At 70.6% G+C, this 14596-nt stretch carries 17 protein-coding genes; 6 read left to right on the top strand and 11 right to left on the bottom strand.

All coding sequences use genetic code 11. The annotated features are described in order from the left end of the window. Positions 1 to 458: 458 nt before the first annotated feature. A complete protein-coding gene (locus ACGFT2_RS33565) occupies positions 459 to 818 on the top strand; it encodes a hypothetical protein (RefSeq protein WP_393285986.1) in 360 nt (119 codons plus the stop codon). Here the strand turns inward: ACGFT2_RS33565 and ACGFT2_RS33570 are convergent. Next, entirely contained in the window at positions 777 to 1493 is a 717-nt protein-coding gene (locus ACGFT2_RS33570) for a hypothetical protein (protein ID WP_393285989.1), read from the bottom strand. The two genes, ACGFT2_RS33565 and ACGFT2_RS33570, sit on opposite strands and share 42 nt — an antisense overlap. Positions 1494 to 1621: 128 nt before the next feature. Here ACGFT2_RS33570 and ACGFT2_RS33575 point away from each other — a divergent pair, with 128 nt between their 5' ends. After that, positions 1622 to 1780, top strand: coding sequence for a hypothetical protein (locus ACGFT2_RS33575; RefSeq protein ID WP_393285992.1), 159 nt, complete (start codon positions 1622 to 1624; stop codon positions 1778 to 1780). Between the two features lie 108 nt (positions 1781 to 1888). Here ACGFT2_RS33575 and ACGFT2_RS33580 read toward each other — a convergent pair whose 3' ends face one another. Further along, positions 1889 to 2731 (bottom strand): hypothetical protein, encoded by an 843-nt coding sequence (locus tag ACGFT2_RS33580; RefSeq protein ID WP_393285995.1) that lies wholly within the window; start codon positions 2729 to 2731, stop codon positions 1889 to 1891. Between the two features lie 440 nt (positions 2732 to 3171). Here ACGFT2_RS33580 and ACGFT2_RS33585 point away from each other — a divergent pair, with 440 nt between their 5' ends. Continuing rightward, entirely contained in the window at positions 3172 to 4248 is a 1077-nt protein-coding gene (locus ACGFT2_RS33585) for a hypothetical protein (RefSeq protein WP_393285998.1), read from the top strand. Positions 4249 to 4499: 251 nt separating this feature from the next. On the opposite strand, the gene ACGFT2_RS33590 is transcribed toward ACGFT2_RS33585, so the two are convergent. From ACGFT2_RS33590 to ACGFT2_RS33605, 4 genes are all read right to left on the bottom strand, one after another. Further along, complete coding sequence (locus ACGFT2_RS33590) at positions 4500 to 5549, bottom strand: hypothetical protein (protein WP_393286001.1); 1050 nt, start codon at positions 5547 to 5549, stop codon at positions 4500 to 4502. A 228-nt stretch (positions 5550 to 5777) separates the two neighbouring features. Then, positions 5778 to 6260 (bottom strand): GNAT family N-acetyltransferase, encoded by a 483-nt coding sequence (locus tag ACGFT2_RS33595; RefSeq protein WP_393286004.1) that lies wholly within the window; start codon positions 6258 to 6260, stop codon positions 5778 to 5780. Between the two features lie 107 nt (positions 6261 to 6367). After that, the gene (locus tag ACGFT2_RS33600) at positions 6368 to 7477 is read right to left on the bottom strand and encodes a PP2C family protein-serine/threonine phosphatase (protein ID WP_393286007.1); all 1110 of its coding nucleotides are present in this window, start codon (positions 7475 to 7477) and stop codon (positions 6368 to 6370) included. Between the two features lie 157 nt (positions 7478 to 7634). Then, positions 7635 to 8096, bottom strand: coding sequence for a MarR family winged helix-turn-helix transcriptional regulator (locus ACGFT2_RS33605; RefSeq protein ID WP_393286009.1), 462 nt, complete (start codon positions 8094 to 8096; stop codon positions 7635 to 7637). A 103-nt stretch (positions 8097 to 8199) separates the two neighbouring features. On the opposite strand from ACGFT2_RS33605, the gene ACGFT2_RS33610 reads away from it, so the two are divergent. Then, complete coding sequence (locus tag ACGFT2_RS33610) at positions 8200 to 8613, top strand: DUF1398 family protein (RefSeq protein ID WP_393286012.1); 414 nt, start codon at positions 8200 to 8202, stop codon at positions 8611 to 8613. A 125-nt stretch (positions 8614 to 8738) separates the two neighbouring features. Here the strand turns inward: ACGFT2_RS33610 and ACGFT2_RS33615 are convergent, their stop codons facing one another. Then, on the bottom strand, positions 8739 to 8912 hold the full coding sequence (locus tag ACGFT2_RS33615) for a CsbD family protein (RefSeq protein WP_393286015.1): 174 nt from the start codon (positions 8910 to 8912) through the stop codon (positions 8739 to 8741). Positions 8913 to 9050: 138 nt separating this feature from the next. Here ACGFT2_RS33615 and ACGFT2_RS33620 point away from each other — a divergent pair, with 138 nt between their 5' ends. Then, positions 9051 to 9221, top strand: a complete 171-nt coding sequence (locus ACGFT2_RS33620) for a hydrophobic protein (RefSeq protein WP_171154443.1) — start codon at positions 9051 to 9053, stop codon at positions 9219 to 9221. 94 nt (positions 9222 to 9315) lie between these two features. Here the strand turns inward: ACGFT2_RS33620 and ACGFT2_RS33625 are convergent, their stop codons facing one another. The 4 genes from ACGFT2_RS33625 to ACGFT2_RS33640 form a co-directional block, all read right to left on the bottom strand. Further along, a complete protein-coding gene (locus ACGFT2_RS33625; protein WP_393286016.1) occupies positions 9316 to 9726 on the bottom strand; it encodes a hypothetical protein in 411 nt (136 codons plus the stop codon). A 230-nt stretch (positions 9727 to 9956) separates the two neighbouring features. Next, on the bottom strand, positions 9957 to 10922 hold the full coding sequence (locus tag ACGFT2_RS33630) for a redoxin family protein (RefSeq protein ID WP_393286019.1): 966 nt from the start codon (positions 10920 to 10922) through the stop codon (positions 9957 to 9959). Between the two features lie 292 nt (positions 10923 to 11214). Beyond that, on the bottom strand, positions 11215 to 12408 hold the full coding sequence (locus ACGFT2_RS33635) for a CapA family protein (RefSeq protein ID WP_393286022.1): 1194 nt from the start codon (positions 12406 to 12408) through the stop codon (positions 11215 to 11217). 285 nt (positions 12409 to 12693) lie between these two features. Continuing rightward, on the bottom strand, positions 12694 to 13608 hold the full coding sequence (locus ACGFT2_RS33640) for a LysR family transcriptional regulator (RefSeq protein ID WP_393286024.1): 915 nt from the start codon (positions 13606 to 13608) through the stop codon (positions 12694 to 12696). A 130-nt stretch (positions 13609 to 13738) separates the two neighbouring features. Between ACGFT2_RS33640 and ACGFT2_RS33645 the strand changes: the two genes are divergently transcribed. Beyond that, complete coding sequence (locus ACGFT2_RS33645) at positions 13739 to 14572, top strand: inositol monophosphatase family protein (protein ID WP_393286027.1); 834 nt, start codon at positions 13739 to 13741, stop codon at positions 14570 to 14572. The last annotated feature ends 24 nt before the right edge of the window (positions 14573 to 14596 follow it).

Consider the following 14596-nt stretch of genomic DNA (forward strand, 5'->3'; position numbering starts at 1 on the left):
CTGCTCGGAGGCGTGAACCGTCGGCGACGCAATCGGCCGACGGGGGGCGACGGAACCGGTCCGACGTGCGTGAACCGGGTCGCCGGGGATGTGATGAAGTGCCGCGCCCACGGTGAACGAGGCGTGCAGGGCATCAGCGTATCTCACTATTCAGGACGGGGCTTGCGCCAACTTCATTTATAGGCAAAGGGCTTGACGTCGCCCCGTCCTGCGGATGCGTGCAGACGCCATTCGGTTCCGCCGGACTCCGAGACGGTGATCACAGTGAACCGGTCGCCCATAAAGAGGTGTTGAGCGCGACGAAAGGTCGCCTTATGGAACTCGGCCGAGACCCGAATTCGGTTGCCAGTTCAACCGCCGACGCCCATCGGGCGGATCTGCTCCCTGATCGCGCACGCTCGTGACCGGCGGCGCCGTCGCAACCCATCCCGGTGTCCCGACGTCCCACTCGACGACGGATGGTTGCCGATCACCTGGGAGGGTGCGTGGCGAAGAAGGAGCGGTCGGCGGAGGAGGCGGCGGAGAAGGACCGCGAGAAGTGGATGGCGCGTTTCCAGGTGCGGCTGGCCATGCAGCCGGGGGTGGACCGTACGGTCGTGCTCCAGGCGGTCAAGGAGGTCACGGCGCACTGCGCGGACACGGGACGGCATCCGCGCACGGCCTACGGGGACCCGGACGCGCACGCCGCACAGGCCGCCGCGCGGCTGGTGCCCGCGGACCGGGCGGCGCGAGGCGGAACACCGCCTCCTGCATGGAGGATCCTGGGAGGAAGACGGTCAGTGGAGGATGCTGACCGCGCGGGCGATCACGAGCAGTGAGGTGAGCAGGGCCGAGATGCTCTGGACGCTCATCATCAGCTTCGCCCGGGTCGTGAGCGGCATCGTGTCGGTCGGGCTGAAGGCCGTGGAGTTCGTGACGGACACGTACAGGTAGTCGATCAGTGTCGGCACCCAGTCGGATGTGCCGCTGGCGCCGTCGGCGACCTCTTCGACGGCGTCGTCGTTCTCGTCCTGGGAGAACCGGAAGTCCGCCAGGGGGAAATCCGAGCGGGGCGTCTGGGTGCGGCTGACGGGGCCCCCGCGGTCCAACTCCCAGTAGGCCAGCCCGAAGACGATGATGTTGGTCAACCAGACCTGGAGCGCGGCCACCAGCAGCGCGTGACCGTCCTTCACGCCGGCGTACAGCAGCTCGTGGATCAGGATGCCCAGGGCGATCAGATTGCTCGCGGCGATGACACCCACCAGCGTCAGCGACAGGACGCGGAACGCCCTCGTCTGACGGGTGAGCCGCCGGGGGTTGATGGCGATGAGCGGTACGAGCAGGAGCAGTTCCAGGGCCGGCAGCACGTACCGGGGGGCGATGAGCAGTCGCTGAGGCAGCGCCAGGTAGAGAACGACGGCGCACACCGTGGCGACGACGGCCGGCAGCCGCGCCTCGCCCCGGCGTTCGTGCCGGGGGTGCCGGGTGCGAGCCACCGTCCGACTGACCGTCATGCCTGCCCCTCACGCCGGTGATCCACGTCGGTGCAGTCTAACGGCGCCACCGCCGCGGCCTGCGCGAACGAATCGCGCACGGGCGTCCGCCGGTGCAACGCCTTCGGAGTCCGGCTGTGCAGGCTCCGGTGCGCCCGAGCAGAGGACGGGAACGGTCGCGTACCACGTCGGCCACGCTGGTGCGCGCCCACCGCGAGGACGTGCCCGAGCTGCTCGCCGCCGCCGAGTTCGCCGACTCGTCCTTCTCCGACCACCACGGCGCGAGCGAGAGCGTGAGCGTGGCCTGAGCGGCACACTCGCGGGCGGATGGCCGGACGGCCGCACCCGCGCGGCGTGGCCCGACGGCCGCACACCCACGAGTGTGCGCTCCGATCGCGGCCACCTTCGACGCTCTGCTAGCCGAGCTTCCGCAGTACCTCGGTGAGGTTGGTCCGGTACCTCAGCAGTGCCTGCAGTCCCGCGGCGTAGCGGTCGCGGTGGCGGGTGATGTCCGCGGCCTGCTTCTGTGCGCGCACCGCGTGCCAGATCTCGGCCGTGCGGTGGCGGCGCTTGCACGTGACATCCGCGGCGGCGGTGGCCCGTTCGCGCTGCGTGTGCTCGGTGTTGCCACTGGAGTCCCGGTGCCAGGCAGCGGCCGAGTACGCCGCAACGGGGTCGGGGTATCGGGTCACTCCCTGTTCCGCCAGGCAGCGCGACCACACGTCCCAGGCCGCTCGCAGACGCGGATCGCGCTCGACCGCCTTGTCGACCTCGACCGTCCGTCTGCCGGCATAGAGCCAGTCCCGCCTGACGTCGATGCCGCGCATCAGCCGCCGACTCGCCTCGGCGCTGCAGGCGGGCAGGTCCGCATACTCGGCGTAGGTCATCCGTCTCCCCTTCGGCCGCTGGGCCAGGGACTTCGCCGGGTCCCAGCCGTAGCCCCAGCGGCGGGCGGCGGCGAGGTCCAGTGCGCCGTAGTCGGTGCTGACCGCGGTGGCGACGATCGGATCGCTCGGGTAGCGCGGGTCCAGCGGGAAGTCCGGGTGGCCGTGCTCCGCCATGCACCGACGGACGAGCAATGCCGATGCCCGCTGTGATCGCTCGTGGTCCCGCGGCGTGTAGTCGTACCGGTCGGCGGGGAGAGGGCCGAGGCCCGAGGCCGTGCGGCCGGCTTCCGCGCGCTCCGGACCGGAGGCGCAGACCGCCGCCAGTACCGCCACCCCTGCCACGGCTCCCAGCCGCCACCCCCGCGTCGTCATACGACGGATGCTAGCGGGCGGAGTCCCAGCCGTCGGCCGGGGGCCTAACGGCTCGTCCACGGCAAGGCGGGCGGCACCGCGGGTGGACCGCGTCCGACTATCGGGGGCGACCGTGTGCAGCGACTTTAGGCCGGACACTCATACCGTCGACTCCGCCGCTACCCGGCGCGAGACGGCCGGAGTTCGGCCACCGAGCCCACGAAGTCCCGCCCCCTGAGGATCGGTTGCCGACGGGCACCGGCACAGGAACGGCCGAGCACCGACCGGTGGCCTTGGGGGGCGTATCCGCTCCCGATCCGGAAAGTTACGGTCCGGTTCCGGAGTGAGGTGGGAGTCGCCCGGCGGGTGGACGGGGTCGGTAGCGTGGGCCGGTGATCGTCTCGCGCGCGCAGCGCAGGACGGCCGTCGACAGTAGACGAGACAACGGGGAATTTTCTGCCATGGGTCATTCCGCACGCTCCGCTCACCCCACCCGTGCCACGCGCATGGGCGTGCCCGTCGCTGCCGCCGCACTGGTGGCCGCGGCCTCCCTGACCGGCTGTTCCGGCACCGATGCGGCCTCCGGGCACGCGGGCGATGCGCCGGCCGGGAAGCCGTTGCTCACCAAGGCCGAGGCGAACAAGGCGGTGGACGCCTATCAGCAGGACAACAACCGGGCCAACGCCGGGCGTTCCGCTTCCCTCTTGGCAAAGGCCGAAGGCGGTGCGGTCCTCGCCATGGACCAGGCCTACTTCACGCAGATCCCAGCGCTCGACAAGAAGGAGGTCAAGGACAACCTCGCTCCGTTCGTCTACGTCAACCGCACCTTCTACATCCCGCCCGCCTCCTCGCACGCCGACTGGTTCCTGGTGCGCGCCCAGGGCGCACAACTCGCGCATGGCGAACCGGGCAAAACGTGGTCGAAGGACGTCAGGTTCCTCGTCTTCAAGCGCTCCACCGGCGGCTGGCGGATGGTCGTCGCCCGTGATTTCGCGGGGGCCGATGTGTCCAAGGTGCCGCACGTGGCCCTCGACAAGGCCGGGTTGATGAAGGTCGCAGTCCCCGAAAGCAAGATCGGCAAGATCGCGCCCTCGCGGTTTCCGGAGCTGGTCACCGATCTGTGGGTGACAGGCGGCCACGACACCCCCCTCGCCGACACCCCGGCCCGACGCGTCGGCAGGTCCTGGTACACCGAGCGGGCCGACAACCTGGACGACCATGCCTGGGTCGACTTCAAGAGGGCCACGCCCCACGCCGGGGACGTGTTCGCCGCGAAGACAGCCGGCGGTGGCGCGCTCGTGCTGTCCGACAGCGCCGTCGACGAGACCTTCCTCGCCAAGGACCTGCAGTCGTACATCAACCTCGGTGACTCGGACAAGCCGCTGGTCAAGGGCAACCCGGACGCGCACATGTACAAGGTGGTCCGCCATTACGTGCAGACGGAGATCGGGCTCATCTCCGCGGACGGCACACCTGCCGTCTACTCCGTGGGCACCCAGGTGACGAAGGTGGACGCCACACCGACGTCCCGAATCTGACGAGGCGGCGGCTTCGCCCGGCTGGACCAGATCGTCATGACCCGGGGTGCTTCCAGACGTCTTCCCTGCCCGGGATGCGCTGGTCCCCTCGTTCAGGAGCCGCCGCCGGCCGGTGACCTGGCCCCTGCCGTCACGGTCGGTCGGGAGGGATCGAGGCGACCGCCCCCCTGCCCGGGCACGCGGAACGGCCGGGGCAGGGGGTGGGGGGTGGGACGGGACGTCGGGCCGCCTGGTGGGTCACCCGCGAGTGATCACGACTCGTCCTTCGGAAAGTCCTGATCGAGGCCGCTGAGGTCGCTCTGGCCGAGCTCCGCGTCGCCCATCGCCGGGCCGCCGAGGAAGCCCTGCGCGAGTTCCTTCAAGTCCAGCTTGGTGGCGCCGGCCGGGACGGTGGGCCTGGTGCCGTGGCCCATCCGCAGTGTCAGCCCCAGCTTTTTGACCTTGGCGTTGTCGGCCAGCTTGGCGAGGTCCACGTCCATGCGGGCCAGCTCACCGTTCTTGAGCGTGAAGTCCGCCTTCACCTTGGCGTCGGGGACGTCCTTGAGGTCCTTGCCGGTCGGCAGCTCCACACCCGGCGGCAGGTCCTTCGCCAGGGGGCGGATCTCACCCAGCAGGTCGGTGAGCAGCGTGCGGAAGGGCGCCGTCGCGGTGATGTGCTCGGTGCCGTCCCCGCCACCGGCCGTCTTGAAGCGCACCTCGTGGATGATCACCCCACGCAGGGCCTTCACGAGCTTCTTCTGCGTCGAGGAGTCGAGGGACGGAGCCGGTGCGGGACCGTCCTGGCCGTCGGCGGCGGCCTTCTCCATCTCCTTGGTGCTGAACTTCACCCACTTGCCTTCGAGGACGTCCTTGAGCGCCCCGGCCTGTGGAGGCAGGTCCTCGGCGGCCGGCATGGGGCTGCCCGTCATCTTGGCGATGGCGTCGGGGTCCGTGCGCAGGTACATGTAGTCGCCGATGGCCCGGTACTCGGTGAGGTCACCGTCCGGACCGCTGATCTTGAGTGCCGTGCCGACGAGGTCCTTTTCGCCGGACTCGGCGATCGGCTTCCTCGACTGCACGGTGACCTTGATCTTCGCCCCGCTGAGCATCTCGGCGGCCTCGTCCGGCATCTCCTCGCCGGGCTCGGGATCGGACTCGGCGTCCAGCGCCTTCAGGGACGCGGCGTCGGTGTCCAGGTCGATCTCGAAGGAGATCGTGTTCTTCTCGCCGAGCTTCTCGAAGGCTCTGTCGAGCTTCTTGCCGGCGGAGAGCTGCTCCACCGTTCCGCAGGCGACGCAGCCCGCGAAGACGGCACCGGTCACGGCGACGGTGGTCAGGGTCTTGTGTATGGCGCTGATGATGGTCTCCTCGTAAGCCGATCACAACGTGATCGCTGAGGAGACTCACAGCCTGCCCACAAGGTTGCCCCCGCCTCGCGAAGTCACGACGGCGGGGCACAGCCGCGGCACCACGTGCTCCGCCCGTCCGAGGAACAACCGCCGCAGGGCCTGCCACCAGCGGTGTCCTGCGGCAGCCCGCGACCGGCCGGGTCAGCGGTCCGCCGCCGCGAGTTCCCGCAGCGGCGCGTCCGTGAGCCGGTACACCGTCCACTCGTTCTGCGGGCGGGCGCCCAGCGCCTCGTAGAAGCCGATCGCGGGCTGGTTCCAGTTCAGTACCGACCACTCCAGCCGTTCGTACCCGCGCTCCACGCAGGTCCGCGCCAACTCGGTCAGCAGCGCCCGCCCGTGCCCGCCACCGCGCACGCCGGGGCGGACGTACAGGTCCTCCAGATAGATGCCGTGCACTCCGCGCCAGGTGGAGAAGTTCAGGAACCACAACGCGAAGCCGACCGGCTCACCGCTGTCCTCGTCCACCGCCAGGTGCGCGAAGGCGGCCGGCCGCTCCCCGAACAGAGCCTGGGACAACTGCTCCTCGGTCGCCCGCGCCTCCTGCGGCACCTTCTCGTACTCGGCCAGCTCGCGGATCAGCATGTGGATGACGGGCACGTCGGCGGGGGTCGCGGTACGGATCATGAGGGGGAGGCTAGTCACCTGGAGCCCTCCTCGTCATCCGGTACACCGCCTGGTCGGCCTGTGCCCGGATCGAGACAGCCCCCCGGCCCGGCCGCACGGTGGCGAGGTCATGGATCCCCGCCTTCGGGCGACTCGGCGACACCCCGGGCACGTGGCGCGTACGGAGACACCGCCGGGCCCTGGTCCGAGGGTGCGCGTAGGCGTACGGCCAGGGCGGCGATGTCGTCGTCCAGCTGCCCTCTGCTGTGGTGGAGGAGTTCGTGGTGGAGAGCCGTGAGCAGCTCGCCGGGCGCCGTCGGGGGCTGCCGGCGCATCCAGGCCGCCAGCGGGAAGAACTCGCCGTCGCGGGCGCGGGCCTCCGCGACCCCGTCGGTGTAGAGGAGCAGCACGTCGCCGGGGGCGACGTCGAAGCTGTCGATGTGGTAGCGATCGCCCATCAGCTCCGCGAGGTTGAGCAGGGGCGAGGGCGCGCTGGGCTCGAGGGCGCGCAGGGTCTCGCGGTTCAGCAGCAGCGGTGGGGGATGGCCGCAGTTGAGGATCTCGATCCGCCCGCCGTCGTGCGGGATCTCGACGAGGAGTGCGGTGGCGAAGCGCTCCATCGACCCCTCCGGGGGGAATGCGGCGTTGTAACGGGTGCTGCTGGCGTCCATCCGGCGCGCGACACCGGCCATGTCGGCCTCGCCGTAGGCCGCCTCCCGGAAAGCGTTGACGATCGCCGCGGCCGCCCCCACCGCCGGCAGCCCCTTGCCCCGTACGTCGCCGATGAGCAACCGGATCCCGTACCGCGTGTCCACCACCTCGTAGAAATCCCCGCCGATGCGGGCCTCCGCCGCGGCCGCGAGGTACATCGACTCGATCTCCACGCCCCCGAAGTGGTGCGGCAGCGGACTCAGCACCACCTGCTGCGCCGCGTCGGCGACCAGTCGCACCTGGAAGAGAGTCCGCTCCCGCTGAAGGCGCACGTGGCTCCCGTACGCCGCCGCCACGGTGACCGCGATGATTCCCCCAGCCGTCCACCACGTGCCCAGACCGGGGAACACGATGCTGAGCCCGATCATCAGGAAGAGGCAGACGGTCCCCAGCAGGACGGTGGGGAGCACCGGCCACATGGCGGCGGCGAGCGCCGGCGCCGCGGGCAGGAGCCGGCTGAAGGCCACGTCCGGGGGAGTGGCGTACGCCAGGCTGGCGATGACGACGGTCAGGATGACCGGCGACATCCGCACGAAACTCCTCCGGCCGTGACGACGACGCAGCCGTGGCCGTCCAGACTCGATCACACATCACAGAATATCTACGCAATCAGCGCATAGCGCTTCGGCAGATCGAAGCGGGCGCCCGGCCCGCACGAGCTGCCGGGCAGCGCGTGAACGGTGATCAGGCCGGGCCCGGCTCGGACCTGCTCCCGGCCCCGTCCGGCTGCCGGACGGCCGCCGTGAGGCCCTGCAGGACGGCGCGGACGACCGCGATGTCGGCATCCGGGATCCTGGCGGTGATGTGCTGGTGCGAGGCGTGTGCCCGTGCGGTGATGGCCGCCAGGACCCGGTGGCCCTCGGGGGTGAGGGCGAGCAGGGGAGACGTGCGGTGATCGGGGTTGGCGGTGAACTCGGTCAGGCCCTCCTTGGTGAGTTCGTTGGCGATGCGCTGGACGTTCTGCCGGGCCACGCCGAGCCGGCGGGCGGCGCTGGGGACACTTCTGGGCTGGTCGGAGACCACACTGAGGACCTGCCACCGTGCCTGGGTCTGGCCTTCGGCCGCCGCTGTGGCCTCGCCGGACCGGCGCAGGGCACCGGCCGCCTCGAAGATGTCGGCGACCAGCAGGGCGATCTCATCGGGCATGGCATCTCCAGATTGACATCATGATGTCTAGATGGGACTTTGGTTACATCTTAGCGAACCTGTCCCGAGCCGGACGGCTGAGCCCGTCCATGAGGAGCATGTGATGAACACTGCGATCGACAATCTGAAGGCGGCACGTGAGCGGGCGGCGGCGGTCCGTCCCAAGGTCGGGGGTTTCCCGTACCTCGCCGAAGCCCTGCGGCAAGCCGGCGTGGCCGCGTACCACTACACGGTGCCGGGCGGCACGAGCGTCTACCTCTCCGACGCCGGCCCCGTGGTCAGCCAGGCCGCGCCGCTCGTGGACGGCATGGCGGAGATCGCCCCCTGGGACGAGGGCGCCCTCATCGCGGCGATCCGCGCGGACCAGGAGGGCCTGACCGCTTACCCGGAGTTCGTCAGCGGCTGCTGGCGCGCGGGCGTTCTGCGCTACGAAGTCGACCTGACCGCCCGTACGTGCAGCTACCACGGGGCGCTGGGCGACTCGTACACCGAGTCCTACCCGCACGTCGACCTGTGAGCCGGTGGTGACGAGGGGCGGCGGAACCGGATGGGCGCGGCGCTCAGCCGCGCGACGAGAAGAAGGGGCCTTTCCGGCTTGCGCTCAGAAAGGCCCCTTCCTCGAATCCGAGAGAACAGGCGATGTCAGTGCTTGAAGGCGTCCTTGGTCTTTTCCTTGGCTTCGCGGGCATCGCCGGTGCTCTTTTCCGCCTGCCCCTCAGCGGCCAAGCGGTCGTTGCCGACGGCGCGTCCCGCAGCCTCCTTGGCCGCGCCCTTGGCCTGCTCTGTCTTCGCCTTGCCCTTTTCGCTGGCAGTCATGGACTTGCGCCTCCTCGTAGCTGGGTGCCGCTTTCGCGGTAGCCACCTCGTGCCCCGGCCCGACCCGAACAAACAACGCGCCTTTCGAGAATGAGGGCGCAAGGGCAGGGCACACGGCGGCTCAGGAGGTTGATGAATATGGTTCCCCTGCTTCTCGTTCTTCTACTGGCACTCATACTCTTCGGCGCCGGCTTCGCCATCAAGATTCTCTGGTGGGTCGCGGTCGCCGTCCTGGTGCTGTGGCTGCTCGGCTTCGTCATGCGCTCCACCAACGCCGGTGGAGGTCGCGGCCGTTGGTATCGATGGTGACCTGACCCGCACCTGCAGAAGCGTTCGCAGGGCCCGGCCGTCACGACGGCCGGGCCCTACGTCGTGTTCCGGACGCGCTCGGAACCGCGGTGCCCTAGCTGTCGTTGACCGGGCCGTCGCCCGCGACGTTCTGGTGGTGCGGCTGGAACTTGTGCCGCTTCTTGGTGGTCGTCTCGGTTGTCGTGGTCGTGGTGGTCTTGGTGCCGTGTCGCGACTTGGTGGTGGTGGTCGTCTCGGTGGTCTTGGTGGTCGTGGTGCGGTGACGGTTCTTGGTGGTGGTCTCCGTCGTCGTGGTGGTCTTCGTACTGGAGGAGCCGTGGCTGTGCGGACTGTGGAACGCTGCCGCGGATGCGACCTGCGTGGCGGGGGAGGCGGCGAAGGCGCTGGCCGGGATCATGGCGCCGCCCACCGCCAGGCCTGTCGTGGCGACCAACAGGGCCAGGCGCCGCTTGCGGGAGGTGCCGAAGGCGCGGGAGGTGCTGGAGGTGGGGAGGGCGGCAGACATGAGCGGTACTCCTTCTGGTGAGGGGGCCCCGGCCGGCGGCCGGTGCGAGGGCCGCTCGGTCCGGCGGCCCGGTACATCCAGTAGGCCCGCTGCTCGCCCGCCCGTCATGACACTCCATGTCGGGACTTGACGGATTCATGCGCTCCGGTTAAGGCCGTACGCCGAGGAGCCCGATGGGGCGGCCCGGGTGACACCGTGATCGGAAAACCCCGGCCACCGGACTCCGGCCTCTACCACTTCTGCAAGGGGTTGTCCCGGAGCCACGTCAGTACGTGGTCGGCGTGTTCGTTCGGGGGGAAGATCGGATAGAAGACGTGCTCGATCACGCCGTCGCGGATGATCAGAGTCAGCCGCTTGTAGAGCGTCAGCCCGCCGGCCTCGAACGTGGGCAGATCGAGTTCCCGGGCCAGGCTCCGTGCGGGATCGGAGAGCATCTGGAACGGCAGACGGAGCCGCTCGACGACCTCGCGCTGGTAGTCGGTGTCCTGGCTCGAGAGGCCGAACACGCCGTCCGCGCCGGCGGCGAGCAGGTCCTGGTGGTGATCGCGGAAGCCGCATGTCTCCGGAGTGCAGCCACGCGCGCCGGGGATCGAGTCCCAGCCGTCGGGCAGATCGGTGCCCGGCCGTCCGGTGAGCGGGTAGACGTAGATCACCGTGCGGCCCGCGCCGAACGTGTCCAGGCGGACGGCCGTGCCGCCGGTGCCCTGGAGCTTCAGACGCGGCACCTTCGTGCCGGGCAGGTGAGCGCTCGCGCCGTCGTCCTCGGGGGCGGGAAGATCGGCGGGCAGGCTCGTGTAGTCCGTCATGAGGTCCTCTCCTTCGTCGGCCGCTGAGATGCGGCTGCCACGGTGGGCGGCCTGGTGCAGGTGTGCGACGAGCATCGCCCGGCGGGCGGCGAGCCCCTGGATGCGCTGCGTGAGCTCGTCGATCGCGTCCCGGTACCCGACCAGCGAGGCGGGGCAGTCGTCGGCGTGCCGGTGTCCGGCCGTCAGGCACTCCAGGAACGGCCGGGTACGCTCGACGGGAATGCCGAGACCGCCGAGCGCTCGGATCTCCTGCGTGAGTCGTACGTCGTGCTCCGTGTAGTCCCGGTAGCCATTGGCCAGCCGCTCGGGCGCGAGCAGGCCGAGTGATTCGTAGTACCGCACCGCTTTCGTCGTCACGCCCGCCCGCCGGGCCAGCTCACTGATCCGCATGCCTCTCACCTCGAAGAAAGCTAAACCTTGCCCCCGAGGGTAAGGTCAAGCCGCCGCGGGAACCCCGCCGCCCGTGCTCTCCCGCCGGAGCCCCGATCCGGCGGACCACTAGGCGGGTGCTCTGGAGCAGGATCGGTGTGCGGAGTGGTCCTGCATCCGCCCGCCGAACCGTCCGACCGCCTGTTCGCGACGTCCGGACCAGGCCGTGTCACACGCTGCACCACCGAACGTCCCGCGCGGATGCCCGACGGCGCGCCCGTCCCGATACCGCACTCGTCCGCCGGCGGGCCGATCAGGGGCGGTGGATCGTCCCGTCCGGGGAGATGCGGGCGGCGTGCGGGCCGAAGTCCTCCTCCGACAGCTCGGCGACGAGGTCGATCCCGTCGCCGCCCGGCTCCGGCGTGCCGGGTGCCACGATCTGGGTGGGGTGCAGGCGGCCGGAGGCGTAGGTGCCGTCGGCGTTGAGGGTGACGTGAAGGACGCCGCTGGTGGAGAGGACGCCGCCGAGGCCGAAGACCTCGTAGCCGGCGAAGTTGCCCAGACTGTAGGCGATCAGGCGGCCCTTGTAGAACTCCATGCCCCGCATGACGTGCGGGCCGCTGCCCACCACGAGGTCGGCGCCCGCGTCGATCACCGCGCGGCTGAAGCGGTGGGCGTCGCCGCGGTCCTCGCCGAGGAAGTACTCCGTGCCGGGCTCCACGTGGGTGTGGTCAGCGCCTTCCGCGCCGGCGTGCATGGTGACGATGACGATGTCGGCCATCGCCGCGGCGCGGGCCGTCAGCCGCTTCGCGGCCGGGATGTCCGTGAGGTCGGCGGACCCCTCGTCGGGGGCGAACCCGATCACCGCGACCCGGATGCCGTGCACCCGCTGGAGGGTGATCTGGCCCGCGCGGCCGGTGTACGGCAGGTCCGCAGCGCGCAGGGCGGCGAACGTCTGGCGCCGTCCCTCCGCCCCGAAGTCGTCGATGTGGTTGTTGGCCAGGTTCATCACCGTGAAGCCGGCCTTCTTGAACCAGAGGCCGTAGGACGGCGGGGTGCGGAACGCGAAGCAGTTCGGGCTGTCGTCGTCGCACTTGCTGGGCCCGCCTGTGGTGAGTGTGCCCTCCAGGTTCCCGAGGACCACGTCACCGGCGATCAGGTCGTCGACCGGGTCGAAGAACGAGGCGCCGTCATCGGGCGGCAGGCCGTCCGGCAGCGTGCCCATCACCACGTCCCCCACGGCGGCGATCCGCACGCCGGCGGCGGGGCGCGGAGCCGGGGGCGCCGCCGCCGGCCTCGGGGAGGCGATGGCCCGGGCCGTCCGCGCAGGAGTGTCGACGGAACCGCCGGGTCCCGGTCCCGCGAGGCCGTCGCGGAAGGTGAACCCGGCGGCGATCATGCCGATGCCGGCCAGGCTCCCGGCCAGGCCGAGGATGGGCAGGTGGCGACGCACATCCGCCTTCCGCGCCCCGTGCCGCCGGTGGCCCTGCTCATCGGACGTGATCATCGGCTCATGCTACGGAGAGGGCCTTCGTCCGTTTCGCAGCGACGGCGAGCGGCGTGTCGCCGGCGCCGTCCCCCCTTCCTGCTCGCCACGGCCTCCGTGACATCGCCATGGCCGCCAAGCCGCCGAAGGACGGCGGCCGTACCCGGGCGCTCGCCGACGTCAGCCGGCACGAGGCGGAAGGCCGGCTGTTCGCGACACCGGAGGGCACCGCGCACCGCCCATCGCGCACCGCGCACCGCCCATCGCGCACCACGTCCACAACCGCGCCCCCCTCGTCCGCGCCCGCTACGAACCCCCGGACGCCGCTGCCTCGGTCAGCGCGGTCCGCGCAAGGTTGCGCAGCCACGCGTGTGCGGGGTCGGTGTCATAGCGCTGATGCCACGACAAGTACACCGGAGCGGCAGGCAGTTCGAACGGCAGGGGGAGGAGCACCAGACCGAGGTCCGCGGCCGTCGAGCGTGTCGTCGATTCGGGAACGGTGACCAGGAGGCCGGACGCACGCACGAACTCCAGGCCGGCCGCTTCCGTCGGCGCGGTCGCCACCACACGTCGCGTGAGCCCGAGCTGCGCCAGCGCGCCGTCGAGTGCGTTGTCGAACCTTCCGCGCCTTGAGATGGCGATGTGCTCGGCCTCGGCGTACTGCGCGGGGGTGACGGCCCGGGCGCGGGCGAGCGGATGGCCCTGCCGTACGACGATGACGTGCCCGGTCTCGGCCAGGAACTCGCCGTGAACGTCGGACCGGGCCGGGCGATTCGCGTTCGCCTCGAGGTCGACTTCGCCACGGTGCAACTCAGGCGTGTCGATGCTGGATTCCGCGATGAAGCGCAACCGCACGCCCGGCGCCTGCTCACGTACCTCCGCGAGCAGCGCGGGGCCCCCGAGCGCGACGAGGGAATCGTGCCAGCGGAGGGTGAACGTCCGCTCGAGTGTCGTGAGATCGAGTTCACGGCTCGGCGCCAGCACGCCCCGGACCTGCTGGAGCAGCTCGTGAACCTGCTCCCGAACGGCGATGGCGTACGGGGTGGGGGTCATGGTGCGCCCGGTGCGCACCAGGATCTGATCGCCCGTCGTCCTCCGGATCCGGCCGAGACTCCGGCTCATCGCCGGGGCCGTCACGTGCAGGCGCTCGGCCGCGCCGGCCACGCTTCCTTCGTCGAGGAGCGCGTCGAGGGCGGCGAGCAGGTTCAAATCCAGTTGCATGTGAGTCACTCTAGCCGTGCTTTACATGCACTTGAGGTTAATGCAGCGCGGCCATACCGTCGACGTGCGGGGCGCGCGGATCGCCGGTTTCGCCCTCGCCCTCACCCCCTGCCGAGATGGGAGTACCGCCATGTCCGACTCGATCCTGAGCACCTGGAACGCCGCACCTGCTGACACCGCGTCCGACGCCGGCCTGCTGGCGCAGACCGCGATCGCGGTGGAGGCGGCGGGCTCGGCGCTGCGAGAGCGGTTCGGCGGCGTGGTCCGCCACCGGACGCGCGAGGAGCTGATGCGCGCGCTCGCCGCCAACGACGAAGTGGCGCTCGATGTTCTGCGTCCACGCCTCACACCGCTGCGCCCCGGCGCCCGCTGGGTGGAGAAGGAGCTCGAGGGCGGGGCTCTGCCGCCCGGCGAATGGTGGGTCGTCGATCCGGCCGAGGGCAACGTCAACCACCTGCACGGTCTACCGGAGTGGGCGGTCACCGCCACACTCGTGCGTGAGAACCGGCCGGTGCTCAGCGCGGTCCATCTGCCGCTGACCGGCGAGACCTACACCGCGCTCGCGGACGGGGGCGCCTCCCTGGACGGCCGTCCGTTGCACGTCTCCGGGACCACGGACCTCGGACTCGGCCTGGTGGCCACGAGCCAGGCCAGGCCGGACGAGGACGAAGCCGTCACGCGGCGCATCGGCTCCTCGATCACCGCAATGCTCCACGACGCGCTCGTGGTACGGACGTCGGTGCCCGCAACCCTGCACCTGCTGAACGTGGCCGCCGGCCGGATCGACGCCTTCTGGCAGTTCGCAGGAGCCCGGGCGGACCTGCTTCCCGGCGCGTTGCTCGTCTCCGAGGCCGGCGGGCGTATCTCCGACGCCGAGGGCCGCCCGTGGACGACGGAGAGCGAAAGCCTACTGGCCGCCGCACCCGGAGTGCACACCGACGCCCTCGCCACACTCTCGCGCTGACCGCTTCGGCATCCAGCGGCAACG

The sequence above is a fragment of the Streptomyces sp. NPDC048514 genome, assembly GCF_043199955.1.
Lineage (GTDB): Bacteria > Actinomycetota > Actinomycetes > Streptomycetales > Streptomycetaceae > Streptomyces.